This is a genomic window from Ottowia flava (assembly GCF_008017535.1).
Taxonomy (GTDB): domain Bacteria; phylum Pseudomonadota; class Gammaproteobacteria; order Burkholderiales; family Burkholderiaceae_C; genus Ottowia; species Ottowia flava.
Map to the genome: position 1 here is coordinate 142,227 of NZ_VRUA01000006.1, position 24,929 is coordinate 167,155.

Sequence of the window (24,929 nt, forward strand, 5' to 3'; positions counted from 1 at the left end):
CACAGCCGGCGCGCGTCTGAAGCGCGCCGCGCGTGGTCACCGGCCCACACTGCCGCCGATTTGGCGACAATCGGCGGCCATTTTTCGTTCGCTGTTTTTCTCATCGCGTCACCATGCCCGCCAGCCACACCCAATGGAATTCCCTCAGCCGCGTCATCGCCTTTGCGATGGGCGGCGCGTTTCTGGTGTGGATGCTGTGGGGCCAACTGGCCCGCATGCAAGGTGGCGCGCCCGGCGCGGCGCGCGACCAGAGCGTGTGCTACGGCGGCAAGCTGGGCACCGCCGGGCGCGAAAAGGCGATGGAAGAGGGCTACGAGATCAACCGCCGGTACGACTGCATCAGCCGCGCCAGCTACGACGCCATGCAGGCGCAGCAAGCCCAGCGCACGGCCGAGCAGCGCCGCCGCCAGCTCGATGAAGAACTGGCCGCGCGCCGCCAGGCCGACCGCGCCCAGGCTGCTGCTGCCGCGCCACAGACGCTGGCCGATGCGCGCCGCGGCTTCATCACCCAGGTGCGCGCCGAGCCGGGCCGCCCGCACCCTTTGCCGCAGCCGCCTGCCACCCTGTATGAGCGCAGCGACTACGTCAGCAACGGCCAGACGCTCGCCGCCTTCGTCACCCCCAGCCCGAAAGACCGCCAGTTACACCCGGCTATCGTCTGGCTCACGGGCGGCGACAGCAATTCGCTGGACGACTTCTGGGTGCGCGGCCCCGCCGGTAACGACCAGTCGGCTCAAGCCTTCCGCGAAGCCGGCGTGGTGATGATGTTCCCCACCCTGCGCGGCGGCAACCGCAACCCCGGCCAGCGCGAGCTGGGCCTGGGCGAGGTGGACGATGTCATCGCCGCCGCCGAGCACCTGGCCAAGCTGCCTTACGTGGACCCGCGCCGCATCTACCTGGGTGGTCACAGCACCGGCGGCACGCTGGCCCTGCTGGTGGCCGAAACCTCACCGCGCTTTGCCGCCGTGCTGGCCCTCGGCCCGGTGGGCGAGGTGGGCGACTACGGCGCCGCGTACGGACGGATCGACTGGCGCGCGCTGCCGCCGCAGGAGCAGGCCCTGCGTTCCCCCGCGCGCTGGCTCGACAGTATCCGCTCGCCCACCTACCTGATTGAAGGCCAGAAGCCGCCCGGCAACCTCAGCAGCCTGACCAGCCTGTGCCAGAAGGCCGCGCGCCACCCCATGGTGCGCTGCCTGCCGGTGCCCGGCCACGACCACTACACCCTGGTCGACGCCGTGGCGCGCGTCGCCGCCGCGCAGATGCTGATCCCGAGCGAGCGCGGGTTCGACCTGCGGGTGGACCAGTTGACGGCGCTGGGCCAAGCTGGCGGCGCGGTGCGTTAGGCGGCGGCGCCCGCCATCGCACGGCAACTCTGCGCGCAGGCGCGGCAGGCGTCCACGCATTCCTGCATGTCGCTGACGCGTTCGCAATCGTCGGCGCACTCCTCACACACGTCGGCGCACAGCGCGCAGGTGCGCTGGTGCAGCGGCGAGCCGCTCAGCATGATCGCGGCGCTGGTGCGGCAGATCTCGGCGCAGTTCAGCATCAGCCGGAAGTGCGTGGGCTCAGTGTGCTGGCCGCCGAGTTTCAGGCAATGCGTCAGGGCCATGCCCTGGCAGACCTGGTAGCACTTCAGGCACTGGTCGATGCAGGCCTGCATCTGGGCGTTGGTGTGTTCCATGGTGGTCTCCATTGGTTCTGGACAGAAGAATCCCATCGTGGCCGCTGCGCCGAGGTGCCAGCGGGAGAGAGCGTCCCCCCTGTCCGTGGTCGCAAGGGCCGCTGCGCCGTCGGGCCGCTCCTACAGGTGGTCGCCGTGTTAGCGTTGACGCCATGAGCCTGCCCCTGCTGTACACCTTCCGCCGCTGTCCCTACGCGATGCGCGCGCGCTGGGCCATTCAGGCGGCGGGCGTGGCGGTGGCGCAGCACGAAGTCAGCCTGCGCGCCAAACCGACCGCGATGCTGGCCGCTTCGCCCAAGGGCACGGTGCCGGTGCTGGTGCTGCCCGGCGGCCAGGTGATCGACCAGAGCCTGGACGTCATGCTGTGGGCCTTGCACCAGCGCGACGCCGAACACTGGCTGATGCCCGAGCGCGGCACGCTGGCCGGCATGCTGGCGCTGATCGCCGCGTGCGAGGCGGATTTCAAGCCGCACCTGGACCGCTTCAAGTACCCCAGCCGCTACGCCGCGGAATGGTCGGCACCGGGTGGCGCAGCGCCGCCGGCGGCCGAGCAGGCTTTCAGCGACGCACATTTCGAGGCCGCGCAGCCCTTCCTTGCACGCCTAGCCGAGCAGTTGGCGGCGGGTGGGTGCGTCGACGAAACGGCCTACCTGTTCGGCACCTGTCCCAGCTTGGCCGACTTCGCCACCGTGCCCTTCGTGCGCCAGCTGGCGCGCCACGCGCCGGAGCGCTTTGCCGCTGCGGTCCCGCCGGCGCTGCTGCGCTGGATGGACGCCTTGCTGCGCCGCCCGGACTTCGACGCCATCATGCGCAAGGCGCCCGCAGCGCCTGCCGACAACCACAACCCTTGAGGAGACGCCGATGCCCCGCTTCACCACCCTGCAGATCGAGCCCGACCCGCAGCGCCCGCGCATCGCGCGCCTGCTGCTCAACCGGCCGGAGCGGCTGAACGCCATCAACAACGAGACGCCGCGCGAGATCCGCCAGGCGGTCGAATGGGCGCAGGACAACCCGGCCATCCACGTGATCGTGGTCGAAGGCGCGGGCAAGGGTTTTTGCGGTGGCTACGACCTGGCCGAAAGCGCCGAACAGGCCATCGACCACCCGTGCCAGCAGGAAGCGTACCCGTGGGACCCGATGGAGGACTACGCCTTCATGAAGCGCAACACCGAGGACTTCATGAGCCTGTGGCGCTGTAGCAAGCCGACCATTGCCAAGGTGCACGGCGCCGCGGTGGCGGGCGGCAGCGACATCGCTCTGTGCTGCGACCTGCTGGTGATGGCGAACAACGCGCGCATCGGCTACATGCCCACGCGCGTCTGGGGCTGCCCGACCACGGCGATGTGGACGCAGCGCCTGGGCCCCACGCGCGCCAAGCAGATGATGTTCACCGGCGACGTGATCAGCGGCCAGCAGGCCGCCGACTGGGGCCTGGCCAACGAAGCTGTGGACGAGGCCGAACTGGAAGCTGCCACCCTGCGCCTGGCCGAGCGCATCGCCGGCGTGCCGCGCGGCCACCTGGCCATGCACAAGCTGGTGGTCAACCAGGTGATGCTGACCATGGGGCTGGAGCAGGGCCAGACGCTGGCCACGGTGTTCGACGGCATCACCCGCCACAACCCCGAAGGCCTGTGGTTTCGCCGCTATGCGCAGACCGAGGGCTTCAAGGCCGCCGTGCAGTGGCGCGACTCCGGCCGCGACATCCCGGAAGGCGACGAGGCCCGCCGCGAGATCGCGCGCATGGAAGCGCAGCTGAAGGCGCGCTGAGGCGACCAGGGCAGAGCGCTGGCGTGCTCTGTCGCCCGTCGCAGTGTGGCGGTTGAGGTTGAATGCTATCTAACCGATAGCTGTCTGCGCAGTTGGTTGTAGGGCTGAAGGCCGATTTGATCGTATACCGCGCGACGCTGGCCTTGGCGTCGGCGCTTAGCCGCTGGACGCCGTGCCCAGCGCCGCCGGCCGATCCGCCGCGCCCTCAGCCCGTCGCAGCATCCGCAACCCATTGCCCACCACCAGCAGGCTTGCCCCCATGTCGGCAAACACCGCCATCCACATGGTGGCGCTGCCGGCGACGGCCAGGACGAGGAAGGCCGCCTTGATGCCCAGCGCCAGCGAGATGTTCTGCCACAGGATGCCGTGGGCGCGTTTCGACAGGCGCACGGTCTCGGGCACACGGCGCAGGTCGTCGTTCATGATGACCACGTCGGCCGCTTCGGTGGCGGTGTGGGTGCCGGCCTGGCCCATGGCAAAGCCCAGGTGCGCGGCGGCCAGCGCGGGCGCGTCGTTGATGCCGTCGCCCACCATGCCGATCATGGCCGGGGCTTTGCGCGCTGATGCGCCGCCGGCAGCCAACGCCTGGACAGCGTCCTGCTTTTGCTGCGGCAGCAGGCTGGCCTGCACCTGTTCGATGCCGGCCTGGTCGGCAATGGCGCGGGCCGTCAACGCGTTGTCGCCGGTCAGCATGACGGGGGTGATGCCGAGGGCTTTCAGCTCCTGCACCGCTTGTTGAGAACTCGGTTTGATCGCGTCGGCCACGGCGAACAGGGCCAGCACGCCGTCGTCGTCGGCCAGCAGGCTGATGGTGCGGCCTTGCTGCTCGTGCGGCAGCATGCGCGCCTCCAGCTCGGGTGAGCATTGGCCGCGCTCCTCGATCCAGCGGTGGTTGCCCAGCACCAGCGTCTGCTGACCAGCGCGGGCGGTGGTGCCGCGCCCGGCTTCAGCAGCGAAGCCGTCCAGCGCGGGCAGGGCGCTTGCGTCGACAAGCGCGCCTTCGGCCCCGGCCGCCAGGCCGCTCGCGATCGCGCGCGACACCGGGTGGTCGGACCGGCCGGCCATGGCGGCGGCCAAAGCGCGCACCTGGGCGGCGTCGGCACCGGGGCGAACGACGTCGTGCGCGACCAGGCGCGGGCGGCCTTCGGTGACGGTGCCGGTCTTGTCCAGCGCGATGTGGGTCAGCTTGCGCGCTTCTTCCAGGTAAGCGCCGCCCTTGATCAGGATGCCGCGCCGCGCCGCCGCGGCCAGGCCGCTGACGACGGTGACGGGCGTGGAGATCACCAGTGCGCACGGGCAGGCGATGACCAGCAGCACCAGCGCTTTGTATACGCCGGTCAGCCACGGCCAACCCATCAGCCACGGCCCCAGCAGCGCCACTGCCAGCGCGATGACGAAGACCAGCGGCGTGTAAATGGCGGCAAAGCGGTCGACAAAGCGCTGCGTGGGCGCGCGCGAGCCCTGGGCCTGCTCCACCGCGTGGATGATGCGGGCCAGCACCGTGTCGGTGGCGGGCGCGGTGACTTCAAATTCCAGCGCGCCTTGCTGGTTGATGGTGCCGGCAAAGACCTCGTCGCCCGGGCCTTTTTCGACCGGCACGCTTTCGCCCGTCACCGGCGCCTGGTCGATGCTGCTGTGGCCGGCGACCACGCGCCCGTCCAGCGCCAGGCGCTCGCCGGGCTTCACGCGCACCACGGCGCCGACGGGGATCTGCGCGGGAGGCACGGGCGACCAGGCGCCGTCTGGCTGGCGCACCTCGGCCAGTGCCGGGGCCAAATCCAGCAAGCCCTTGATGGCGCCACGCGCGCGCTCCACGGCGCGCGCTTCGATCAGCTCGGCAATCGAATACAGCGCCATCACCATCGCCGCCTCGGCCCACTGGCCGATCAGGAAGGCGCCGGTCACGGCCACCGTCATCAGCGCCGAAATGCCCAGCTGCCCGCGCAGCAGCGACGCCAAGCCCTTGCGGTACACGCCAAAGCCCGACAAGGCGATGGCCACCGCCGCGATCGCCATGCTGACGACCTGCCAGGTACGTGTATCGGGCGCAAAGAAATGCACCGCTTCAGCGCCCAGCGCCAGCGCCAGCGCGGCGCCCAGTTGCCAGGCTTCGCGGCGCTGGCGCTGGGCGGTCTCGGCGGCGGACACGGGCTGGGTCAGGCGCTCGGTCGACAGGCCCGCGGCCTGGATGGCGCGCTCCACCGCGTCCCAGGCCTCGGCCGGGGCGTCCACGCCGAGGGTGCGGGCGGTCAGGTCAAAGCTCAGGCTGCGCACGGCCGGTTCAGATTCCAGCGCGCGGCGCACCTGGCTTTCTTCCACCGCGCAATCCATGCCGGGGATGAGCAGCAGCAGGCCGCCCTCGGGCATAGGCGCGGCCGGCGCCATGGCGACGGGTGCGTGGGCCGTACTGCAAGCGCTGCCGCAGCAGGCAGCGGCGGGGGCAGACGCGCCGACATGGCTGTGGTGGCTATGCCCGAGGTCGTGGTGGTCGTGGCGCGCGTCCGTCTTTGCGGCGGCGTGCTCAAGGGTCGCAAGGTCTTTGCTCATGGGGTAGTATTGAAAACCCTGAAGTAACTCCAAGGTCAAGCCCTGCAACAAGACCCTGGCGGCCGTGCTGGCTGGGTGTTCAGCCGAGCCCATCCTCCCTATTTTTTTCAACCCCTGGAAAGCCCACGCATGACCCGAAAGACCTGGCTCATCCTCGCCGCCTTGGTGGCCCTGTTGTGCGCCGCGGCAGGCGCTTGGTGGTTCACGGCGCGCGACGCGGGCAGCGGCGCTCCGGCGGCGTCTGCTGAAGTGATGGTGCGCCCCCATTCCCCGGTGCAGGGCCCGGTGGCCGCGCCCGTCACCATCGTCGAATTCTTCGACCCCGCCTGCGAGGCGTGCCGCGCGTTCTACCCCTACGTCAAGGACATCCTGGCGCGCCATCCGCAGGACGTGCGCCTGGTGCTGCGCTACGTGCCGCTGCACGGCGAGGTGTCGCAGCAGGCGATCCACATCCTGGAGGCCGCGCAGGCGCAGCAGCGCCTGGCCCCGGTGCTCGACGCGCTCATGGCCACGCAGCCCACCTGGGCCGCGCACGACAAACCTCAGCCCGACCTCGCCTGGGCCGCCGCCGTGCAGGTGGGCCTGGACCGGGCAAAGGCCCAGCAGTTCATCGCCTCGGGCGCGCCCGACAAGCTGATCCAGGCCGACAGCGCCGACGCGCAGGCGGTGGGCATCAGCGGCACACCCAGCTTTTTCGTCAACGGCCAGCCGCTGACCACGCAACACCCCGACGCGCTGAACGCCATGGTCCAGCAGGCGCTGGGGAAATCGCCCGGCCGCTGACGCCGGGGTTGAAGGAGAAACCCGCATGAAGATCGGAGACCTGGCCGCCGCGTCCGACACGCCGGTCGACACCATCCGCTTTTACGAGCGCGAAGGCCTGTTGCCCGCGCCCGCGCGCAGCGCCGCCAACTACCGCCAGTACGAAGCGGCGCACCTGGAACGCCTGCAGTTCATCCGCCACTGCCGCACGCTCGACATGTCGCTGACCGAGGTGCGCGAGCTGCTGCGCGTGCGCGACGACCCCCAGGCCGACCCGCACGCCGCCGACCGCGTGCTGGACGCGCACATCGGCCACGTCAGCCAGCGCATCCGCGAGCTGCGCGCGCTCGAGCGCCAGCTCAAAGGCCTGCGCGCCCGCTGCGCCAGCGCCGGGCACGCGGACGAATGCGGTGTGCTGGCCGGTCTGGCCGATGGCGCCGCCGAAGCCCAGGCCGAGCCGCCGCGCGGCGCCGCGCGCCATCTGGCGGAAGTGCACGGCAGGGGCTGAGGCAGGGCGAGGGCGGGTCGTTTTCAAGAAAAATCGGTCTCTGGCCCTACAACCACATGCGCGGCGTGCTTCCAAAGGCATAGCAAAAAAAGGATCGCCAACCTGCCGCATTGGCACCCACCATGGCGCCGCGCCGGCTAGCGCAGGCGTGCGGCCCGCTGCCACGGCCACGCGATACGATCCCTCGTTGCCCTTGCGCAGTCCGATACCGCACACCGCCATGCACGCCCTCCAGCTCTACGCCGGCCCCGCCGCGCGCCGCCACATTGCGCGCCACGGCCTGTCGGCGGGCGATGTGGCGACCATTCCCGCGGCAGCGGGCGGGCCGAAGGGCTTGATCCTCGGCCCGCTGGACCGCTTCATCTTCGGCCACTGGCTGCCGCAGTCGGCGCAGCCGGTGGACCTGGTGGGCGCGTCGATCGGCGCGTGGCGCATGGCCAGCGCCTGCATGCCGCAGGCGGTGGCGGCGTTTCAGGCGCTGGAGACGGGCTACATCCACGGCGACATGAAGGCGCCGCCCGGGCGCCGGCTGCCGCTGCCGGAGCAGGTCAGCGCCACCTTTGCGCAGAACCTGCGCACCATGTTCGACGGCCACGTGGCCGATGTGCTGGCGCACCCGCGCTACCGGCTGCACGTGGTGGCCTCGCGCGGGCGCCATGTGCTGGGGCGCGAAGGGCGCTGGCGCACGCCGGTGGGGTACCTGGGCGCGGCGCTGAGCAACGTGGCCAGCCGGCGCGCGCTGGGCGCGTGGATCGAACGGGTCGTGTTTTCCGGCCCCGCCGCAGGGCAGGGCACCGCGCCGGCGCCGCTGCCGTTTGGCACGGGCGACTTGCGCACGCAGCACGTGCTGCTGGACGCGGCCAACTTCTTCCCGGCGCTGCAGGCCAGCGGATCGATCCCCTTCGTGCTGCGCGCGGTGCACGACATTCCGGGCGCACCGCACGGCGCGTACTGGGACGGCGGCATCACCGACTACCACCTGCACCTGCAGTACCACGCTATCAAAACAGAAGCTGCTCGCGCAGGTGGTTCTAGCGCTGATGTCCGATTGGGCTTGAAACCTGCGACCGAGGCGGCGCATGGCGGCATCGTGCTGTACCCGCACTTTCAGCAGGCCGTGGTGCCCGGCTGGCTGGACAAGGGGCTGAAATGGCGCCACGCCAGCAGCGCGCGGCTGGACGCGATGCTGGTGCTGGCCCCGCGACCGGAATGGGTGCGCCAGTTGCCCGGCGGCAAGCTGCCCGACCGCACCGACCTGCAGCGCCTGGACCACGCCGAGCGCATGCGCGTCTGGAAAGCGGCGGTGCAGGCCGCGCAACAGCTGGCCGACGAATTCGAAGCCTGGCTGGCCCGGCCCGACGTGGCGCAGGTGCAGCCGCTGTGAACGGCTGACGTCGGCGCATGGACCCGGACGCCCGGTCGCCTGAAGACCTGGCGTACTTCCAGGATCTGCTGGAAGGCCGCGCCCCGCGGTCCTGGGCGGATCCGAGGCCCCGCGGGACGATGCTTCGTCCTGCCACCGAGATTCAAGCCAAATCGGCCTCCAGCCCTAGAACCACCTGCGCGACCAGCTTCTGAAAACATAGCGCCGAGTCGTCGATCACAGGGCCTTCAGCGGCGCAGCGCTGCATGGGCAGCGGCTCGAACGCGGCTCGGTGCCCCACACGCCGACGCGCACACCAACTGGATGGCGCCCGCCGCGGCCACCGCCATCGCGCCGGCCGTGCGGCGTCGGGTGTTGCGCGTGGGTGACACCTGGGCCAGTACACCCCGCGCGGCGGCACAATCGTCGGCATGAAAGCCTGCACCCGACGCCCGTCATGAAGCCGAAGAGGGCCCGCGCCCGCCCCGCGCCATGGGCTGCGACCGCCGTGTCGCTGGCCTGCGCCAGCGCACTGGCGCCGTGGCTGGTCGCATCGGCTTGGGCCCAAGCCGCGCCGGCCACGCCCACGGCGGCGAGCGTGCCGCCGGCGCCCACAGCGGCCACGGCCGCAGCGTCCACCGCCGTGCCGATGGCGCTGTCGTTTGAACAGGCTGCCGCCCTGCAGCGCGACGGTTCGCCCGCGCTGGCCGGCCGCGACGACGCGGTGCGCGCCGGCGAAGCCCACGCGCGCGCCGTGCGCCACGTGGGCGGGCCGATCGTGTCGCTGTCGGCCAACTACCTGCGCTACCAGAAGACGCTGTCGGTCGACCTGGCCGGTGCGCGGCGCGACGCGCAAGGCCGCATCGACGACTACCTGAACGCGCTGCCGGGGCAGTTTCCGCCGTCCTTGCAGCCGGTGGTGGGCGATGTCACGTCCAACATCAGCGGCGCGCTGCCGGGTTTGCTGGGCCCGCTGCCGGACCGGCTGACGTACACGGCGCGCGACTCGGTGTTCCGCCCATCGCTCACGGCCGTGTGGCCGATCTACACCGGCGGCGCCGACAAGGCGATCCGCCAGGGCGCCGAAGCCCAGGTCGCGCTGGCGCAGGCCGCGCGCAGCGGCGTGGCGACGGTGTCGCAGCTCGAACTGGCGCGGGCCTATTTCGGCCAGCAGGCGGCGCGCCAGCTGCTGGTGACCAGCGAAGCGCAGTTGACGGCGCTGCAGGCGCACGCCCACAACGCCGAACGCATGCAGGCACAGGGCGTTCTGGCGCGTTCGCGTGTGCTGGAAGTGGACGTGGCGCGCGACGCCGCCCAGCGCACCGTGGACCGCGCGCGCCTGCAACTGCGCAACGCGCAGGACGATCTGGCGCGTCTGCTGGACGTGCCGAGTGCCGTGGCGCCGACCACGCCGCTGTTCGTGCGCGCCCACCCGCTGCCGCCGGTCGAGCAGTACCTGGACACCGGCACCACGCTGCGCGCCGAAGTGCGCGCGGCCGAGGCGGCGCGCCTGGGCGCGGGCGCTGCGCGCGACCTGGCGGCGGCGGCGCTCAAGCCCCACGCCTTTGTCTACGGCACCTACAACTTCAACCGGCGCCACGCGATCGCGGTGGATCCGGACTGGATGGTGGGCATTGGCGTGCAGTTCACGCTGATCTCCAACATCGACCGGCGCGAGATGCTGAACGCCGCCGAATCGCGCCAGCGCTCGGCCGACCGCGCCAAGGAGGCGGCCGAACGCACGGCGCGCCAGGAGATCACCCGCGCCTGGAACCAGACCGAGCTGGCGCGCCAGAGCTTCCTGTCGCTCGAATCCAGCCTGGTCGCCGCGCGCGAAAACCTGCGTGTGCAGCAGATCAGTTTTCGCGAAGGCGTGGGCACGGCCACCGACGTGATCAGCGCGCAGACGGCGCTGTCGCAGGCCGAGGCGCAGCGCGTGGCGGCCGCCTTTGAATACGACTTGGCGCTGGCCGCCTTGCTGGCCGCCAGCAGCCGCGACGACGAATTCGCCCAGCACATGGCGCAGGCCGAGCACCGCCTGACGCCGCCCACGGGGAGCACACCATGAGTACACATCCGCGCGCCTCGAGCCGCTGGCGCCTGTTCCTTTTGTGGGCGGTGCTGATCCTGATCGCCATCGCGCTGGGCATTGGCCTGTGGCTGTCGGGCAAGCCGCAGGCGCAGCGCCTGCAGGGCACGGTGGAGGCCGACCAGGTCAACGTGTCGACCAAGGTGCTGGCGCGGGTGGAAAAGCTCAACGCCGTGCTGGGCCAGCAGGTGAAGGCAGGTGAAGTACTGGCCGTGCTGTCCAGCCCCGAGCTGACCGGCGCGCGCGAGCAGGCCGCCGGCGCGCTGGCGATGGCCGAAGCCCAGCGAAAGGTGGCCGACGACATGGCGCGACCCGAGGACATCGCCGCTGCGCGCGACGTGTGGCTGGCGGCCAAAGCCCAGGCCGATCTGGCGGCCGTGTCGGCCAAGCGCGCCGACACGCTGTTTGCCGAAGGCGTGATCGCCGCCCAGCGCCGCGACGAAGCGCGCGCCGCCAGCATTTCCACCGCGCGCAGCGCCGACGCCGCCCATTCGCAGTGGAAAAAGCTGGAAGCCGGCGCCCGCCCCGACGTGCGCAACGCCGCCCAGGCGCGCGAAGACGTCGCGCGCTCGGCCCTGAAGACCGCCGAAGCCATCAACCAGGAAACCACGCTGGTGGCGCCCGTGAACGGCGAGGTCGCCAGCCGGCTGGCGCAGCAAGGCGAGATCGTCGGGCCGCTGACGCCGGTGTTCCAGATCGTCGACTTGGCGCATGTGTGGGTGCGCCTGGCGGTGCGCGAGGACGACTACAAGGGCATGGCCAAGGGCCGCACGCTCAAGGGCGAGGTGCCCGCGCTGGGCAAGAAGGACGTGGCTTTCACCGTGGCGGCGATCGCGCCCATGGGCGAATTCGCCACCTGGCGCGCCACGCAGCAGTCGTCCGGCTTTGACGTGCGCACCTTCGAGCTGCACCTGAAGCCGGCCAGCCCGGTCGACGGCCTACGCCCGGGCATGAGCGTGCTGTTCGACTGGCCGCAGTAAGGGCAGGGCGCGCGCGATGCGGTCGTTCTGGCGTGCCTGGGTGGCCGAATGGCGCCACCTGCTGGCCAGCCCCGGTGACCTGGCACTGCTGACGTTGTTTCCGCTGGCGGCCATGGCCATCGTGGCCAGCATCTTCATCGGCGGCGTGGCGCGCCAGCTGCCAGTCGCCGTGATCGACGAGGACGGCGGCGCCTTCAGCCGGGCGCTGCGCAGCGAGCTGGCCGCGTCGCCCACGCTGCGCGTGGTGGCGACCACGCAGGACACGGCGGCGGTGATGACGGCCTTCCGGCGCGGCGAGGTGGTCGCGGCGCTGCAGATTCCAAACGGCGTGGACGAAGGCCTGGCGCGCGCCCGCGCGCCGGTGCTGACCATCTATTACAACGCCAGTTTCCTGACCACCGGCAAGCTGGCCGAAGGCGCAATCGCCACGGTGGTGAGCGCGGCCGCCGGCCGTTCGCTGCTGGCGCAACAGGTCAACGCCGTGGTGCCGGTGGTGCGCCGGGCGGTGCCAACGGTGCAGACCAGCATTTTGTTCAACCCGCAGGCTTCGTTCGAAGGCTACCTGCAGGCGCTGATTCACCCGGCGGTGCTGCACCTGATCGTGGCCTGCGCCACCGTGATGGCGCTGGGGCGCGAGCTGCGCGGCGGCAGCCTGGGGCGCTGGGCGCGGCGCCAGCGCTTGCTGCCCCTGGCGCTCGTGGGCAAGCTGGTGCCGGCGGTGCTGATCACGTCGGCGTGGGGCGCGGTCTGGCTGATCTGGCTGGCCGGCGTGCGCGGCTGGCGGCCGGAAGGCAGCATCGCGCTGATCTGGCTGGGCCAGGCGCTGCTGTTTGCGGCCACGGCGGCGATTTCGGCGCTGCTGGTGGTCGGCACGCGCCGCGTGGGCACGGCCTTGTCGATGAGCGCGATCTACGCCGGTTCGGCGCTGGCGTTTTCGGGCGGCACGCTGCCGCTGTCGGGCGCCTCGTGGTTCGCGCGCAGCTGGAGCGCTGCCTTGCCGTACCCGCACTACCTGCCACTGGCGATGGACCAATTCATCGGCGCGCCGCCCAGCTTGGCGCTGCGCCCGGCGCTGACGCTGCTGGCCTATGCGCTGGTGGCGGGCGGCGTGGCCTGGGCGCTGATCGCCTGGCAGCGCGGGCAGCGCGGGCAGCCAGCGCAGCCGTCAAAGCCTGCCGCGCCCGCTGTGCCCACCCGGGAGGTGCCCGATGCGGCGCACTGACGCGGGCTTTGGCTCGGGCCTCGTCGAAACGCTGATGGAGATCGTGCGCACGCGCGATCTGGTGTTGACCATGGTGCTGGCGGTGGTCTTCTACGCCTTCTACTACCCGGCGCCCTACCAGCACCAAACGGCGCTGAAGCTGCCGATGATCGTGGTGGACGAGGAGGGCACACCCGCCACGCGCGCGCTGGCGCAGGCCCTGAACGCCACGCGCGAAGTCGCCGTGGTGGGCACGGTGGGCGACTACCGCGTCGCCGTGCAGGACGTGAAGGAACGCCACGCGGACGGCATCGTCCTGCTGCCCAAGGGCATCAGCCGCGCCCTGGCCGCGGGCGAGGCAGGCGCGGGCGCAGCGGTGTGGGTCAACGGCGCCTACCTGACGCGGGCCAGCGCCATTGGCGCGGCCGTCAAGGGCGTGCTGATGGACCAGGTGGCCGCGCAGGCCGCGCCACTGGCGGCGGCCGTGCACCGCAACGTGCCGATCGAGCTGGTGGTGCGCCCGCTCTTCAATCCGAACGAGGGCTACGCCAGCTACATCTACCCGGCTGTGGCGCTGCTGATCCTGCAGCAGACGCTGATGTTCGGCAGCGCCATGCTGGCCGCCACGCGGCGGCGCGCCGGGCGCCTGCCGTGCACGCCGGGCTACTTTCTGGGCACGCTGGCCGCGCTGGTGGTCGTTGGCAGCGGGGCGGCGGCCTTCTTCTTCGGTTGGGCGTTCTGGGTGGAAGACACGCCGCGCACGCTGCAGCTGGCGCACCTGGCGTGGATGGTGCCGCTGTACGCCGCCACGGTGGGCGCGCTGGGCCTGGCGCTGGGAACCCACATGCCGTCGGCCGAGCGCGCCATGATGTGGCTAGCGCCGACCTCGGTGGTGCTGTTCTTCCTGACGGGCGCCGCCTGGCCGCTGGACCAGATGCCGCGCCCCGTCGCCTGGCTGGCGCAGCTGTCACCCGCCACGGCGGGCGTACAGGCCTTCGTGCCGGTTAACCAGATGGGCGCCAGCCCGTCCGACGTGGCGCGCTGGCTGGGCCTGCTGGGCGCGCTGCTGGCGGGGTACGGGATCTGGGCGTCGTGGCGCCTGTGTGGCGTGCGGCCTGCGGCGCCGCACGCCGCCGATCACATGGATTCGACCAGCATCGCGCGGTAGTCCTCGGGCGAGGCGATGCGCGGATTGGTCTTGTGACAGTGGTCGAGCAGGGCGTGTTCGATCACCGCGTCGAACAGGTCTTCGGTCACGCCCATGGCGGCCAGGCCGGTGGGCAGGCCCAGGCGTGCGGTCATGGCGTGCACCGCCTCGGCGACATCAGCAGCCGAATCGAGCCCCATCGCTACAGCCATCTGCGCAAGCCGCTTCTCTTTTTGTAGCGATTCGGCGCCCGCGTTGAAGCGGATCACGGCCGGCAGAAACACCGCGTTCAACGTGCCATGGTGCAGCTTCGGGTTGACGCCGCCCAGGCTGTGGCTGAGCGAATGCACGCAGCCCAGGCCCTTCTGGAAGGCCATGGCGCCGTGCATGCTGGCGGCCAGCATGGCCAGGCGGGCGTCGCGGTCGCTGCCGTCGCGCGTGGCGCGCTCAATGTGGGCCCAACCGCGGCGCAGGCCTTCCAGCGCGATGCCGTCGGCCGGCGGGTTGAAGGCCGGCGCCATGAAGGTTTCCATACAGTGGGCGATGGCGTCCATGCCCGTGGCGGCGGTCAGCATGGGCGGCAGGCCGAGCGTCAGCGCCGGGTCGCAGATGGCGGCCTTGGGCATCAGGTGCCAGCTGTGAAAGCCCAGCTTGCGCCCGTCGTCCACGATGACGATGGCGCCGCGCGCCACCTCGCTGCCGGTGCCGGCGGTGGTAGGCACGGCGATCAGCGGCGCCACGGCCTCGCTGATCTTGGGCGAGCCGCCTTCGATGGTGGCGTAGGTCTTGAGCGGCCCCGGGTGCGTGGCGGCGATGGCCACGCCCTTGGCGCAGTCGATGGCGCTGCCGCCGCCCACGGCGATCAGCCCGTCGCACTTTTGCTGCTGGTAGAGCGCCGTGGCGGCGCGCACGGCGGCTTCGGTCGGGTTGGACGGCGTCTGGTCGAACACCGCGCAGGGCAGGTCACCCAGCGCATCCAGCACCGGCTGCAGCACGCCCGCGGCGCGCACGCCAGCGTCGGTGACGATCAGCGGGCGGGTGATCCCCACGCGCGCGCAGTGCGCGGGCAGCTGCGCCACGGCGCCATAGTCGAATTCGATCTGGGTCAGGTATTGGATAAGTGCCATGGCGCAAAGGTGGGGGTAGGATCAACCGGCCATTATTCACGCAACAACGAGGAGACCGCCTTGCCCACCATCCGCACCGTTTTCGCCACCCGCACGCTGGGCGTGCTCAGCCTGGTGGGCGCTGCCGCCTTCATGGCCGGCTGCGCCAGCACGTCCGCGCCGGTGGTCGCCAACACGCCGGGCTGCCTGAGCGACGTGGCCGTCAACCAGCTGGTGGCCGACTACAACGCGCGCCGCCCGACGGCCGATCTGCCCGCCATGACCGCGGCGGATGCGCACTGCACGCGCTCCAAGATCCAGCAGCGCCTGGCGGGGCAGGCCGGTCGCCTGGTCGGCTACAAGGCGGGCCTGACCAATCCGGCGGTGCAAAAGCGCTTCAACACCGACCAGCCGGTGTGGGGCGCGCTGTACACCGACATGCTGGTGGGCAACTTCGCGTCGGTGGACGCGGCCTTCGGCGCCCGCCCGCTGTACGAGGCCGACCTGCTGGTGCGCGTGAAGGACGCCGCCATCAACAACGCCAAGACCCCGGCCGAGGTGCTGGCCCATGTGGACCAGATCATCCCCTTCATCGAATTGCCCGACCTGACGGTGCAGTCGCCGCCCAAGCTGAACGGCACGGCGCTGAGCGCGCTCAACGTCGGCGCGCGCATGGGCGTGCGCGGCTCGCCGCTGATGGTGCCGGCCGACGCGGCGGCGCGCGCGAAGCTGCTGGACCAGCTGCGCGACATGAACGTGCGGCTGGTCGACGGCAACGGTGCCCAGCTGGGCGGCGGAAAGGGCTCGGACGTGCTGGGTCACCCGCTGAACGCCGTGGTGTGGCTGGCCGGTGCGCTGAAGACCGACGGCCTGTCGATGAAGCCGGGGCAGCTGATCAGCCTGGGCTCGTTCTCGGCACTGCTGCCACCCAAGCCCGGCCTGAAAGCCACGGCCCACTACGACGGCGTGGCGGGTCTGCAGCCGGTGACCGTCAGTTTTCGCTGACATTCGGTCGTTTGCGCGCTGCCTATCATGCTGAAGCGGGGTGGGCGAACTACCCATCGAAGTACCGGTGCGGTACATTTGGTTACCCCGCTCGCCGTCCGCCTTGCCGCTCTGGTCGGCGTTGACAGCCCATGACAGGAACGATTTCGAGGAGTTTTCGCATGACCGGCTCTCGCTTTGCTTGGACAGCCCTGGCCACCCTGGCGTTCGCCGCGCCACTATCGGCCTCGGCCCAGATGAACATCCCCGTCGGAGGCGGGGGTGACAGCGTCGTCTGCGAAAGCCAGGACGGCAACTTCCGCGAATGCCGTGCGCGCTTTGCCAACGCACCGGTGCTGGTGGAAAACCTGTCGGCCACGCCCTGCGTGGAGGGCCGCAACTGGGGCAGCCGCGGGCCGGGTTCGGTGTGGGTCTCTGGCGGGTGCCGCGGCCGCTTTGCCGATTCCTATTACGGCGGCGGCTACAACCCTGGCTATAACCCAGGGCACAACCAAGGCTATGACAACATCGTCCGATGCGAGAGCGACGATGGCCGTCAGCGCGAGTGCCGCACCGGCATGCGTGGCCGCGTGACCCTGGTGCGCCAGTTGTCGCAATCGCCCTGCATCGAAGGGCAGACCTGGGGTAGCACGCGCAATGGCACGGTCTGGGTGCGCCAGGGCTGCCGCGGTGAATTCGCTGCCGGCGGCTATGGCGGTGGCTACAACCCGGGCTACAACGGCGGCTACGCGCCGGGCTATCCTGGTGGCGGTGGCTACACGATCACCTGCGAAAGCCAGGACCGTCGCTACAGCTCGTGCCACTGGGATTCGCGCTGGGGCTGGCCGCGCCTGGTCGAGGAAATGTCAGCATCCAGCTGCCGCGAAGGTCGCAGCTGGGGTTACGACGGTCGCGGGCTGTTGTGGGTCGACAGGGGCTGCCGCGCCCGTTTCTCCACGCGCTGATTCACCCCAAGTGGGCCATATGGCCACCTGGCCCGGGCGACCATCGGTCGCGCCGGGCTTCTTTTTTGCTCCGCAGGACTCAGCGTCTCAAGGGCATGGCCGGCCAATGTCGAACTGCGCGGTGCTGTTGCCCTAACCGTCGGGTGCTCGACGCCCAAGTCGGGCGGTTCGTGACAGTGCGCGGCACCTACGCCTCAGTCATGTGCGGTTTCGCACGATTTCAAGTCGCCATCGAACATGCATCACGGCGTATTAGTACATATAGGTTAAATTCACCATCAGGCGGGCATAGATTGTGCTTTTGCTCGCCGGCGGGTGAGGCGGATGGTCCTCTCATCCACAGAACTCCAAAAGACGATCAAGAGGAAGGTTTTCCATGAAGAACAGTCGCATCGCCGCATTGCTGGCCTTGCTGGCCGCGGCGCTCAGCGCGCCGGCTCAGGCGCAGATCGGCTCGGGCGCCATGCCCGTGTCAGGCCGCACCGTCCTGTGTGAAAGCCGCGGCGACCAGTACCGTGAATGCAGCACGCCGTTCCGCTCGCCGCCGGTGCTGATGAACGTGCTGTCGTCTGCGCCCTGCGACCAGGGCCGCAGCTGGGGCAGCCGCAGTCCGGGCATGGTCTGGGTCAGCAACGGCTGCCGCGCCGAGTTTGGCGAAGGCTACGCGCCGCCGCCCCGGCCGGACATCGGCGGTGGCGCCGTTCCGATGGGCCCGATGCGCTGCGAGAGCGAGGACGGCAACTACCGCGAGTGCCCGGTGCCCGCCGGCATGCGCATGGCGATGACGCGCCAGCTCTCGTCCACCACCTGCGTCGAGGGCCGCAACTGGGGCAACCGCTACGCCAGCGTGTGGGTGCGCAACGGCTGCCGGGCCGAGTTCCAGCCAGCCGGCGGCTGGAACCCACCCGCGCCGCCATTCCGCCCGAGCGGCCGCAGCATTGAATGCAGCAGCGACAATCGCGCGCACGAGACCTGCTACTGGAACCCGCGCTGGGGGTATCCGCGGATGGTGGAGCAACTGTCGGACCACAGCTGCCGCGAAGGCAACAGCTGGGGCTACGACGGCCGCAGCCAGATCTGGGTCGACCGCGGCTGCCGCGCCCGCTTCTCCGCGAACTGAAGCGACCAACGGCCCCACTGAGGGCCGTTGCTGGCTCTGGCGCACTGGGCGAGGGCGCCCGTGATCGAGCGCTGGGCGCTGGCCCGAGAATGCCGGAGTGAAGAACGGCCATGGCGCAACGCCATGGCCAGGCGTCGGTAGAAGATGGCTCGCTACCATACGGGGCCACAGCGGGTTTTCCGTGCCGGTCGCTCGGGGCGCTGTGCCGCCAGCCATGACACTGCCCTCCGAGATCCAGACCCAACTCAAGCCCGCCATGCGCCTGCTCGTGCAGCGCATGGCGCAGGCACCGTACCCGCCCATGCACACGCAGACGCCGCAGCAGGCGCGCGCCGCGTACGAGCTGGGCAGCAGCGTGCTCGACGTGCCCAAACCCGACCTGGCGCGCGTGGAAGACCTGCGCATCACCGCCCGCGATGGCGCCGTGTTGCCGCTGCGCCTGTACGCGCCGAGCGCCGCCGCCGGCCTGCCGGTGCTGCTGTACTTCCACGGTGGCGGTTTCACCATCGGCAGCATCGATTCGCACGACATCTTCTGCCGCACGCTCAGCCAGCTGAGCGGTGCGGCCATCGTCTCGCTCGACTACCGGCTGGCGCCAGAACACCGCTTTCCCACTGCCGTCCACGACAGCTGGGACGCTTTGGCCTGGCTGTCGGATGAGGGCGGTCGCGGGTTGGGGCTCGACACCGCTCGCCTGGCCGTGGGCGGCGACTCCGCCGGCGGCACCCTGGCCGCCGTGGCGGCCGTCCACGCGCGCGACCAGGGCATTCCCCTGGCGCTGCAACTGCTGATCTACCCCGGCACCACCGACCACCAGGACACGCCATCGCACGCCGGGTTCGAACACGGCCCGGTGCTTGAAAAAGCGCTGATCGACTGGTTCTTCGCCCAATACATCGACCCGGAAGACCGTTCCGACTGGCGCTTTGCGCCACTGAAGAGTGCCGATGTCGACGGCGTGGCTGCCGCCTGGGTCGGCTTGGCCGAATGCGATCCGCTGGTGGACGAAGGCGTGCTCTACGCCGACAAGCTGCGCGCAGCGGGCGTACCCGTGGACCTGGAGATCTACCGCGGTGTGGTGCACGGCTTCATCAAGATGGGCCGCGCCATCCCCGAGGCGCGTCAGCTGCACCAGGACGCCGCGCGGGCACTGCGACAGGCGTTTGGCCTGTGATGCGGTGCTACCGTTGTAATAGCTGACTGCGCAGGTGGCAGTAAGGCCAGGCGCTTGAAAGACACCCCAACCATGCAACCCACCGATTTCCGCTTTCACCACCATCTGCGCGTGCGCTGGGCCGAGGTCGACGTGCAGAAGATCGTCTTCAACCCGCACTACCTGATGTACTTCGACTGCGCCATCGCGGACTACTGGCGCGCGCTGGCGATGCCTTACGAAGCGACCATGCAGCGCCTGCAGGGCGACATGTACCTGCGCAAGACGGCGGTCGAGTTCAACGCCTCGGCGGTGATGGACGACCGGCTGGACGTGGCGCTGCGCTGCGAGCGCATCGGCACCTCGTCCATGACGTTCTCAGGCGGCATCTTCCGCGGCGGGCAGTTGCTGATCGTGGGCGAGCTGGTCTACGTCTTCGCCGACCCCGCCACCAAGACCAGCCAGGCAGTACCCGCCGCGCTGCGCGCGTGGATCGAGGCCTACGAAGCCGGCCGGCCCGTGATCCGCGTACAGACGGGCGAATGGGCCAGCCTGCAGGCTGCCGCCAGCGAGGTGCGCACCGCGGTGTTCATCGAAGAGCAGGGCATTGCGCGGGAAGACGAATGGGACGAGGCCGACCTGACCGCCGTGCACGCCGTCGTCAGCAACCCGCTGGGCATGCCGGTGGCCACCGGCCGTCTGTTGCGCGAGGGCGCGGCGGACAGCGGCGTGTCACGCATCGGGCGCATGGCGGTGCTGCAGCCCCTGCGCGGCGGCGGTGTGGGGCGCCAGGTGATCGGTGCGCTGGAACAGGTGGCGCGCGAGCGCGGCGACCGCGAGGTGGTGCTGAGCGCCCAGCGCAGCGCCGAGGGCTTTTACCGCCGCTTGGGCTACGTGCCCTACGGCGAACCGTACGACGACGTGGGTATCCGGCACATCGGCATGCGGCGGGCGCTGGCCTGAGGTCGCACCGGCGGGCGCAGGCCCGCTGGCGCAGGCGTGGTCGTGCCGGCTGATCCGCCGCAGGGGGGACACCGCGGCTTTTTGCTATTGATCATGTAGCTGGCTGCGCAGTGCCAGCAAGCGCTGAGGCCTGATTTTGATCGAAATTTTCTTCGGCCTCCTCGCTGTGGGCGCCGACGAGTCACGCCCGCACCCGCGTCAAGAGTTTGACCGGATCAAGCTTTTTGCCTCTACCATGCGCCACCAGCCAGGCGCCCAGGCGGTGGTCGCTGGGGCGCTGACGGTGGATCACCGGGGCAGCCATGGCTCGACCGCATCCCGAACGCATTCTTCACAACGCGCGCACCACCACACTGCTGTTCGACACCCACACGCACCTGGTGCGCGGCGAACACCAGGTCGACGAGCGCCGCCTGCCCACGCTGGACGAGATCAACGCCCTGGCGGCCAACATCCCGGGCAACGGGGTTCAACCGATTTGAAAGTGCATCCTCATGAGTTTCACCGAAACGCCCGCGCCCGCGGGCCATCTGCTCGGCTTCAACGCCGGTTACGTCGACACGGCCGGGTTCCTGGCGCTGTCGGGCCTGTTCACCGCGCACGTCACGGGCAACTTCGTGACGCTGGGCGCGTCGCTGATCCACGGCACCTCGGGCGCGTGGGCCAAGCTGTCGGCGCTGCCGGTGTTCTGCGTAGCGGTGGTGCTGACGCGGCTGTTGAGCCAGGCCATCGTGGCGCGTGGGCAGCCGGTGCTCGGTCGCCTGATCGTCTGCAAGGTGGTGTTGCTGGCGGCCGCGGCAGCGCTCATGATCGCGCTCGGGCCGTTCAGCAACGGCGATCAGGCGCCTGCGTTTCTGGCAGGGATGCTGATGGTAGCCGCCATGGCGATCCAGAACGCCATGCAGCGTATGCACATGAAATCGGCGCCGCCGTCCACGTTGATGACGGGCAACACCACCCAGGTGATGATCGACCTGGCCGACCTGTTCCGGGGCGCCAGCGGCAGCGCGCGCGGCGAGGCGGTGGGGCGCCTGCGCCGTATGGTGCCGGCAATCATCGCCTTCGCCGCCGGCTGCGCGGTGGCGGCGCTGGCCTATGTCAGCGTCGGCATGTGGTGCTTTGCGCTGCCGCCGCTGGTCGGCCTGTTGACGCTGCCGTGGCTGCGCGAACCCTTGGCGCCGCGCAGCTGAGTGGCGTGGCGGCGCGCCCTGGCGCTCGCAAATACGAACGTTTCAGGCACGCAGCCTTACAGCCATCAGCGCGACCAGCTATCCATTGGATAGCAAAAAAGGGGTGGGGCCGGGCGGCGGGTTCTCGCGCACCAGCGGCTGCCGGCCGCGCGCACGCTCAGTTCAGCACCAACTGGGCAATGATGCCGGTGGCGATGGCGATCAGCGCGTAGTCGCCGCCGACCTGCACCCAGTTGTAGCCGCGCGGCGGGGCTGACAGGCGGTGGGCGCGCCAGTTGTTCACCACGTATTGACGGTGGCGGTAGGCCGGTGGCAGGCGGTCACCGCGGTGCCAGCGGCGGTCGGGGCCCACGCCGCGCGCATGCGGCGGCGGGCCGCGGCGCCCGCGGTAGTCGCTCGGGCGGTAGGGACCGCGGCGCGGGCCGCGGTCAGGGCCGCGGTCAGGGCCATGGTTGGGGCCGCGGCGGTCGTCGTGCCCGCGCGACTGCGCAGTGGCCGGCAGCACGGCAGCGCCCAGCACGCCAGCGAGGGCAAAGGACAGGAGGTTTCGTCTTGGCAACATGGCGGTTTCCTTTCTGTGGCTTGAGGTCCAACGCAGTCAGTTTGCGCCGCGTTTTCGGTCGTGGGCAAGGGCGCAAGCCCGATTTCGCCCGGGTTTTACCGTCCGATTACCGGGGCTTTACACGCCCTGTCGGACAGATTCGATCCGCCTTGAAGGCGTGGTTCGCCAGGTCTGTCGGACAGCGCCCACTGGCAACGGCCGCAGCGTTGGAGGCGCGCTTGGTACCATTGCGGGTTTGCCAGAAACCGCGGCGCTGCGCGGTTTGGCCTGTCTTTCTCTCTTTTCCCGGACCTTTTTTCTCATGCCCAAGATTTCCCGTCGCGTTCTGGTGGTGGCCCTGTCTGCCGTGGTGCTGGCCGCTTGCAGCAAGCCCGATGCCAACGCACCGACCGCCGCCGGCTCGGCCCCGGCCGCCGCGCCCGCGCTGCCGGCAAAGATAGTGATCGGCTTGGACGACAACTTCCCGCCGATGGGCTTTCGCGACGACAAGGGCCAACTGGTCGGCTTTGACATCGACATGGCCAAGGAAGCGGCCAAGCGCCTGGGCATCGAGGCCGAGTTCAAGCCGATCGACTGGAACGCCAAGGAGGCGGAACTCTCCGGCAAGCGCGTGGACGCCCTGTGGAACGGCCTGACCATCACCGAAGAGCGCAAGCAGAACATCGCCTTCACTGCGCCGTACATGGAGAACCACCAGATCATCGTGGTGAAGGGCAACTCGCCGATCAAGACCAAGGCCGATCTGGCCGGCAAGCACATCGGCGTGCAGGACGGCTCCAGCGCCGTGGACGCCATCGCCAAGGACGAGGCCACGGCCAAGAGCTTCAAGGACATGAAGAAGTACGGCGACAACGTCACCGCGCTGATGGACCTGAGCGCCGGCCGCGTCGACGCCGTGGTGCTGGACGAGGTGGTGGGCCGCTACTACACCGCCAAGAAGCCGGGCGACTACGCCGTGCTGGACGAGAACTTCGGCACCGAGGAATACGGCGTGGGCCTGCGCAAGGACGACAACGCGCTGCACACCGCGCTGGACAAGGCCATGGCCGACATGAAGGCCGACGGCAGCGCCGCCAAGATCGCCGAGCAGTGGTTCGGCAAGAACATCATCAAGTAAGCCGCGGCGCGCAGTCTGCTACAAAACAAGAAGCTGCTTGCGCATATCTGACCTGGGCCAGCGCCACTTTTGACCATGGAATACATCCTGCGCCTGCTGCCGCCGCTGGCCGAGGGTTCGCTGGTCACGCTCAAGCTGTTCGCCATCACGCTGGTGCTGGCGCTGCCGCTCGGCCTGGCGCTGGCGCTGGCGCGCGTGTCGCGCTTTGGCGCGCTGCGCCGCGCCGTCAGCGGCTTCATCTGGCTGATGCGCGGCACGCCGCTGATGCTGCAGCTGCTGTTCGTCTACTACGCGCTGCCCTTTGTGCCCTACGTGGGCATCCGGCTGCCGGACTTCCCGGCCGCGGTGGTGGCCTTTGCGCTGAACTACGCGGCGTACTTTGCCGAGATCTTCCGCGCCGGCATCCAGTCGATCGACCGCGGCCAGTACGAAGGCGCCAAGGCGCTGGGTCTGAGCTACCCGCAGACCATGCGCCGCATCGTCATGCCGCAGGTCATCCGCCGCACGCTGCCGCCACTGGCCAACGAGACGATCACGCTGATTAAGGACACCTCGCTGATCTACGTGCTGGCGCTGAACGACCTGCTGCGCGCCGCGCGCGGCTTTGTGCAGCGCGACTTCACCATCACGCCCTTCATCGTCGCCGCGGTGTTCTACCTGCTGATGACGCTGATGCTGACCTGGGTGTTTCAGCGGCTGGAGCGCAGGTATGCGGAGCAGGATTAACCCCCCTGTGGCGCCGATAGCGCCTTCCCCCCTTCTGCTGCGCAAGGGGGGACAACGCCACCGCGCGGCGCAGGTCCGCGCCGGGCGTTCGCTGGCTTGGCCTGCTCCGCGGCCGTTCGATCAGGGGGTGGCGGCGCGTTGCAGGGCTTTCGCTGGCGGGTGGCGGTGTGCTCAGCGGCTGCACGCAAGGGGATGCGCTCATGCCTGAAACCTCCGTCGATTCACCCATGATCAACGCCATTGGCGTGCACAAGCGCTTTGGCGCGCTGGAGGTGCTGCGCGGCGTCGACCTGACGGTGCAGCGCGGCGAAGTGGTGGCGGTGTTGGGCGCTTCGGGCTCGGGCAAGTCGACGCTGCTGCGCTGCCTGAACCACCTGGAAACCGTGGACCGCGGCACCATCCAGATCGCGGGTGACACCCTGGTGGCCGACGACGGGCAGGGCGGTGTGCGCTACCCGGCCGACGCCGAGGTGCGCCGCGTGTGCCGCCACACCGGCATGGTGTTCCAGCATTTCAACCTGTTCCCGCACCTCACCGTGCTGCAGAACCTGATCGAAGCGCCCATCACCGTCAAGAAAATGCCGCGGGGCGAAGCCACTGCGCTGGCCGAGCGCCTGCTGGCCAAGGTGGGCCTCGCCGACAAGCGCGACGCCTACCCCAACCGCCTGTCCGGCGGCCAGAAGCAGCGCGTGGCCATCGCCCGCGCCCTGGCGATGCAGCCCGAGGTGCTGCTGTTCGACGAACCGACCAGCGCGCTCGACCCCGAGCTGACCGGCGAAGTCCTGCGCACCATGCGCGAGCTGGCGCAGGAGCGCATGACCATGCTGGTCGTCACGCACGAGATGGCTTTTGCGCGCGAAGTGGCGCACCGCGTGGTCTTCATGGACGGCGGCCAGATCGTCGAAGACCGGCCCGCCAAAGACTTCTTCGCCGACCCGCGGCACGAGCGGGCGCGGGCGTTTCTGGAGCACATGCTGTAGGCAGCGGACGCCGGAGGC

24 protein-coding genes are annotated in these 24,929 nt (G+C 70.0%); 20 read left to right on the top strand and 4 right to left on the bottom strand.

Annotated elements, in window-relative coordinates:
* Positions 1-113 precede the first annotated feature (113 nt).
* Positions 114-1,343 carry an alpha/beta hydrolase family protein gene (locus FVQ98_RS08740; RefSeq protein ID WP_147913046.1) on the top strand — a complete coding sequence of 410 codons (1,230 nt, stop codon included), beginning with the start codon at positions 114-116 and terminating at the stop codon, positions 1,341-1,343.
* On the opposite strand, the gene FVQ98_RS08745 is transcribed toward FVQ98_RS08740, so the two are convergent.
* Positions 1,340-1,681 (bottom strand): four-helix bundle copper-binding protein, encoded by a 342-nt coding sequence (locus FVQ98_RS08745; RefSeq protein ID WP_147913047.1) that lies wholly within the window; start codon positions 1,679-1,681, stop codon positions 1,340-1,342. The genes FVQ98_RS08740 and FVQ98_RS08745 overlap by 4 nt on opposite strands.
* A gap of 152 nt (positions 1,682-1,833) precedes the next feature.
* Between FVQ98_RS08745 and FVQ98_RS08750 the strand changes: the two genes are divergently transcribed.
* On the top strand, positions 1,834-2,532 hold the full coding sequence (locus tag FVQ98_RS08750) for a glutathione S-transferase N-terminal domain-containing protein (protein WP_147913048.1): 699 nt from the start codon (positions 1,834-1,836) through the stop codon (positions 2,530-2,532).
* 10 nt (positions 2,533-2,542) lie between these two features.
* Positions 2,543-3,448, top strand: coding sequence for a crotonase/enoyl-CoA hydratase family protein (locus FVQ98_RS08755; protein WP_147913049.1), 906 nt, complete (start codon positions 2,543-2,545; stop codon positions 3,446-3,448).
* Positions 3,449-3,604: 156 nt separating this feature from the next.
* On the opposite strand, the gene FVQ98_RS08760 is transcribed toward FVQ98_RS08755, so the two are convergent.
* A complete protein-coding gene (locus FVQ98_RS08760; protein ID WP_147913050.1) occupies positions 3,605-5,995 on the bottom strand; it encodes a heavy metal translocating P-type ATPase in 2,391 nt (796 codons plus the stop codon).
* A gap of 129 nt (positions 5,996-6,124) precedes the next feature.
* Here FVQ98_RS08760 and FVQ98_RS08765 point away from each other — a divergent pair, with 129 nt between their 5' ends.
* The 7 genes from FVQ98_RS08765 to FVQ98_RS08795 all read left to right on the top strand — a co-directional run bounded on the left by FVQ98_RS08765 (position 6,125) and on the right by FVQ98_RS08795 (position 14,066).
* On the top strand, positions 6,125-6,778 hold the full coding sequence (locus FVQ98_RS08765) for a DsbA family protein (RefSeq protein ID WP_147913051.1): 654 nt from the start codon (positions 6,125-6,127) through the stop codon (positions 6,776-6,778).
* A 25-nt stretch (positions 6,779-6,803) separates the two neighbouring features.
* Positions 6,804-7,265 carry a Cd(II)/Pb(II)-responsive transcriptional regulator gene (gene cadR / locus FVQ98_RS08770; protein WP_147913052.1) on the top strand — a complete coding sequence of 154 codons (462 nt, stop codon included), beginning with the start codon at positions 6,804-6,806 and terminating at the stop codon, positions 7,263-7,265.
* A gap of 220 nt (positions 7,266-7,485) precedes the next feature.
* On the top strand, positions 7,486-8,649 hold the full coding sequence (locus FVQ98_RS08775) for a phospholipase (protein WP_147913053.1): 1,164 nt from the start codon (positions 7,486-7,488) through the stop codon (positions 8,647-8,649).
* Between the two features lie 436 nt (positions 8,650-9,085).
* A complete protein-coding gene (locus tag FVQ98_RS08780) occupies positions 9,086-10,696 on the top strand; it encodes a TolC family protein (protein WP_147913054.1) in 1,611 nt (536 codons plus the stop codon).
* Entirely contained in the window at positions 10,693-11,697 is a 1,005-nt protein-coding gene (locus FVQ98_RS08785) for an HlyD family secretion protein (protein ID WP_147913055.1), read from the top strand. The genes FVQ98_RS08780 and FVQ98_RS08785 overlap by 4 nt, the downstream gene beginning before the upstream one ends.
* A 16-nt stretch (positions 11,698-11,713) precedes the next feature.
* Positions 11,714-12,919 (top strand): ABC transporter permease, encoded by a 1,206-nt coding sequence (locus FVQ98_RS08790; RefSeq protein ID WP_147913056.1) that lies wholly within the window; start codon positions 11,714-11,716, stop codon positions 12,917-12,919.
* Positions 12,906-14,066 (top strand): ABC transporter permease, encoded by a 1,161-nt coding sequence (locus FVQ98_RS08795; protein WP_147913057.1) that lies wholly within the window; start codon positions 12,906-12,908, stop codon positions 14,064-14,066. The genes FVQ98_RS08790 and FVQ98_RS08795 overlap by 14 nt, the downstream gene beginning before the upstream one ends.
* Here FVQ98_RS08795 and FVQ98_RS08800 read toward each other — a convergent pair.
* Positions 14,036-15,172, bottom strand: a complete 1,137-nt coding sequence (locus tag FVQ98_RS08800) for an iron-containing alcohol dehydrogenase (protein WP_147913058.1) — start codon at positions 15,170-15,172, stop codon at positions 14,036-14,038. The genes FVQ98_RS08795 and FVQ98_RS08800 overlap by 31 nt on opposite strands.
* 132 nt (positions 15,173-15,304) lie before the next feature.
* Here FVQ98_RS08800 and FVQ98_RS08805 point away from each other — a divergent pair, with 132 nt between their 5' ends.
* From FVQ98_RS08805 to FVQ98_RS08835, 7 genes are all read left to right on the top strand, one after another.
* Complete coding sequence (locus FVQ98_RS08805; RefSeq protein WP_370512936.1) at positions 15,305-16,156, top strand: 2-keto-4-pentenoate hydratase; 852 nt, start codon at positions 15,305-15,307, stop codon at positions 16,154-16,156.
* A 161-nt stretch (positions 16,157-16,317) separates the two neighbouring features.
* A complete protein-coding gene (locus FVQ98_RS08810) occupies positions 16,318-17,100 on the top strand; it encodes a DUF3011 domain-containing protein (protein WP_147913060.1) in 783 nt (260 codons plus the stop codon).
* Positions 17,101-17,476: 376 nt separating this feature from the next.
* Positions 17,477-18,220 (top strand): DUF3011 domain-containing protein, encoded by a 744-nt coding sequence (locus tag FVQ98_RS08815; protein ID WP_147913061.1) that lies wholly within the window; start codon positions 17,477-17,479, stop codon positions 18,218-18,220.
* Positions 18,221-18,434: 214 nt separating this feature from the next.
* Positions 18,435-19,394 carry an alpha/beta hydrolase gene (locus tag FVQ98_RS08820; RefSeq protein ID WP_417629346.1) on the top strand — a complete coding sequence of 320 codons (960 nt, stop codon included), beginning with the start codon at positions 18,435-18,437 and terminating at the stop codon, positions 19,392-19,394.
* A 72-nt stretch (positions 19,395-19,466) separates the two neighbouring features.
* Positions 19,467-20,336 carry a YbgC/FadM family acyl-CoA thioesterase gene (locus tag FVQ98_RS08825; RefSeq protein ID WP_147913062.1) on the top strand — a complete coding sequence of 290 codons (870 nt, stop codon included), beginning with the start codon at positions 19,467-19,469 and terminating at the stop codon, positions 20,334-20,336.
* 302 nt (positions 20,337-20,638) lie between these two features.
* The gene (locus FVQ98_RS08830) at positions 20,639-20,818 is read left to right on the top strand and encodes a hypothetical protein (protein ID WP_147913063.1); all 180 of its coding nucleotides are present in this window, start codon (positions 20,639-20,641) and stop codon (positions 20,816-20,818) included.
* A gap of 12 nt (positions 20,819-20,830) precedes the next feature.
* The gene (locus tag FVQ98_RS08835; RefSeq protein ID WP_147913064.1) at positions 20,831-21,526 is read left to right on the top strand and encodes a YoaK family protein; all 696 of its coding nucleotides are present in this window, start codon (positions 20,831-20,833) and stop codon (positions 21,524-21,526) included.
* Between the two features lie 157 nt (positions 21,527-21,683).
* Here the strand turns inward: FVQ98_RS08835 and FVQ98_RS08840 are convergent, their stop codons facing one another.
* The gene (locus FVQ98_RS08840) at positions 21,684-22,088 is read right to left on the bottom strand and encodes an RcnB family protein (protein WP_147913065.1); all 405 of its coding nucleotides are present in this window, start codon (positions 22,086-22,088) and stop codon (positions 21,684-21,686) included.
* Positions 22,089-22,389: 301 nt separating this feature from the next.
* Here FVQ98_RS08840 and FVQ98_RS08845 point away from each other — a divergent pair, with 301 nt between their 5' ends.
* The 3 genes from FVQ98_RS08845 to FVQ98_RS08855 all read left to right on the top strand — a co-directional run bounded on the left by FVQ98_RS08845 (position 22,390) and on the right by FVQ98_RS08855 (position 24,911).
* On the top strand, positions 22,390-23,205 hold the full coding sequence (locus FVQ98_RS08845) for an amino acid ABC transporter substrate-binding protein (RefSeq protein WP_147913066.1): 816 nt from the start codon (positions 22,390-22,392) through the stop codon (positions 23,203-23,205).
* Between the two features lie 75 nt (positions 23,206-23,280).
* Complete coding sequence (locus FVQ98_RS08850) at positions 23,281-23,931, top strand: amino acid ABC transporter permease (protein ID WP_147913067.1); 651 nt, start codon at positions 23,281-23,283, stop codon at positions 23,929-23,931.
* Positions 23,932-24,131: 200 nt separating this feature from the next.
* Positions 24,132-24,911 (top strand): amino acid ABC transporter ATP-binding protein, encoded by a 780-nt coding sequence (locus FVQ98_RS08855; RefSeq protein WP_304653952.1) that lies wholly within the window; start codon positions 24,132-24,134, stop codon positions 24,909-24,911.
* Positions 24,912-24,929 lie beyond the last annotated feature (18 nt).

Excerpts from the sequence above, each read along its gene's own strand:
- FVQ98_RS08740 (WP_147913046.1), top strand. The coding sequence starts at position 114 with ATGCCCGCCAGCCACACCCAATGGAATTCCCTCAGCCGCGTCATCGCC.
- FVQ98_RS08840 (WP_147913065.1), bottom strand. The coding sequence starts at position 22,088 with ATGTTGCCAAGACGAAACCTCCTGTCCTTTGCCCTCGCTGGCGTGCTG.
- FVQ98_RS08800 (WP_147913058.1), bottom strand. The coding sequence starts at position 15,172 with ATGGCACTTATCCAATACCTGACCCAGATCGAATTCGACTATGGCGCC.
- FVQ98_RS08765 (WP_147913051.1), top strand. The coding sequence starts at position 6,125 with ATGACCCGAAAGACCTGGCTCATCCTCGCCGCCTTGGTGGCCCTGTTG.
- FVQ98_RS08855 (WP_304653952.1), top strand. The coding sequence starts at position 24,132 with ATGCCTGAAACCTCCGTCGATTCACCCATGATCAACGCCATTGGCGTG.
- FVQ98_RS08820 (WP_417629346.1), top strand. The coding sequence starts at position 18,435 with ATGACACTGCCCTCCGAGATCCAGACCCAACTCAAGCCCGCCATGCGC.
- FVQ98_RS08795 (WP_147913057.1), top strand. The coding sequence starts at position 12,906 with ATGCGGCGCACTGACGCGGGCTTTGGCTCGGGCCTCGTCGAAACGCTG.
- FVQ98_RS08825 (WP_147913062.1), top strand. The coding sequence starts at position 19,467 with ATGCAACCCACCGATTTCCGCTTTCACCACCATCTGCGCGTGCGCTGG.
- cadR (WP_147913052.1), top strand. The coding sequence starts at position 6,804 with ATGAAGATCGGAGACCTGGCCGCCGCGTCCGACACGCCGGTCGACACC.
- FVQ98_RS08790 (WP_147913056.1), top strand. The coding sequence starts at position 11,714 with ATGCGGTCGTTCTGGCGTGCCTGGGTGGCCGAATGGCGCCACCTGCTG.
- FVQ98_RS08755 (WP_147913049.1), top strand. The coding sequence starts at position 2,543 with ATGCCCCGCTTCACCACCCTGCAGATCGAGCCCGACCCGCAGCGCCCG.
- FVQ98_RS08850 (WP_147913067.1), top strand. The coding sequence starts at position 23,281 with ATGGAATACATCCTGCGCCTGCTGCCGCCGCTGGCCGAGGGTTCGCTG.
- FVQ98_RS08845 (WP_147913066.1), top strand. The coding sequence starts at position 22,390 with ATGCCCAAGATTTCCCGTCGCGTTCTGGTGGTGGCCCTGTCTGCCGTG.
- FVQ98_RS08785 (WP_147913055.1), top strand. The coding sequence starts at position 10,693 with ATGAGTACACATCCGCGCGCCTCGAGCCGCTGGCGCCTGTTCCTTTTG.
- FVQ98_RS08750 (WP_147913048.1), top strand. The coding sequence starts at position 1,834 with ATGAGCCTGCCCCTGCTGTACACCTTCCGCCGCTGTCCCTACGCGATG.
- FVQ98_RS08805 (WP_370512936.1), top strand. The coding sequence starts at position 15,305 with ATGGCCGGCTGCGCCAGCACGTCCGCGCCGGTGGTCGCCAACACGCCG.
- FVQ98_RS08815 (WP_147913061.1), top strand. The coding sequence starts at position 17,477 with ATGAAGAACAGTCGCATCGCCGCATTGCTGGCCTTGCTGGCCGCGGCG.
- FVQ98_RS08775 (WP_147913053.1), top strand. The coding sequence starts at position 7,486 with ATGCACGCCCTCCAGCTCTACGCCGGCCCCGCCGCGCGCCGCCACATT.
- FVQ98_RS08835 (WP_147913064.1), top strand. The coding sequence starts at position 20,831 with ATGAGTTTCACCGAAACGCCCGCGCCCGCGGGCCATCTGCTCGGCTTC.
- FVQ98_RS08760 (WP_147913050.1), bottom strand. The coding sequence starts at position 5,995 with ATGAGCAAAGACCTTGCGACCCTTGAGCACGCCGCCGCAAAGACGGAC.
- FVQ98_RS08810 (WP_147913060.1), top strand. The coding sequence starts at position 16,318 with ATGACCGGCTCTCGCTTTGCTTGGACAGCCCTGGCCACCCTGGCGTTC.
- FVQ98_RS08745 (WP_147913047.1), bottom strand. The coding sequence starts at position 1,681 with ATGGAACACACCAACGCCCAGATGCAGGCCTGCATCGACCAGTGCCTG.
- FVQ98_RS08830 (WP_147913063.1), top strand. The coding sequence starts at position 20,639 with ATGGCTCGACCGCATCCCGAACGCATTCTTCACAACGCGCGCACCACC.
- FVQ98_RS08780 (WP_147913054.1), top strand. The coding sequence starts at position 9,086 with ATGAAGCCGAAGAGGGCCCGCGCCCGCCCCGCGCCATGGGCTGCGACC.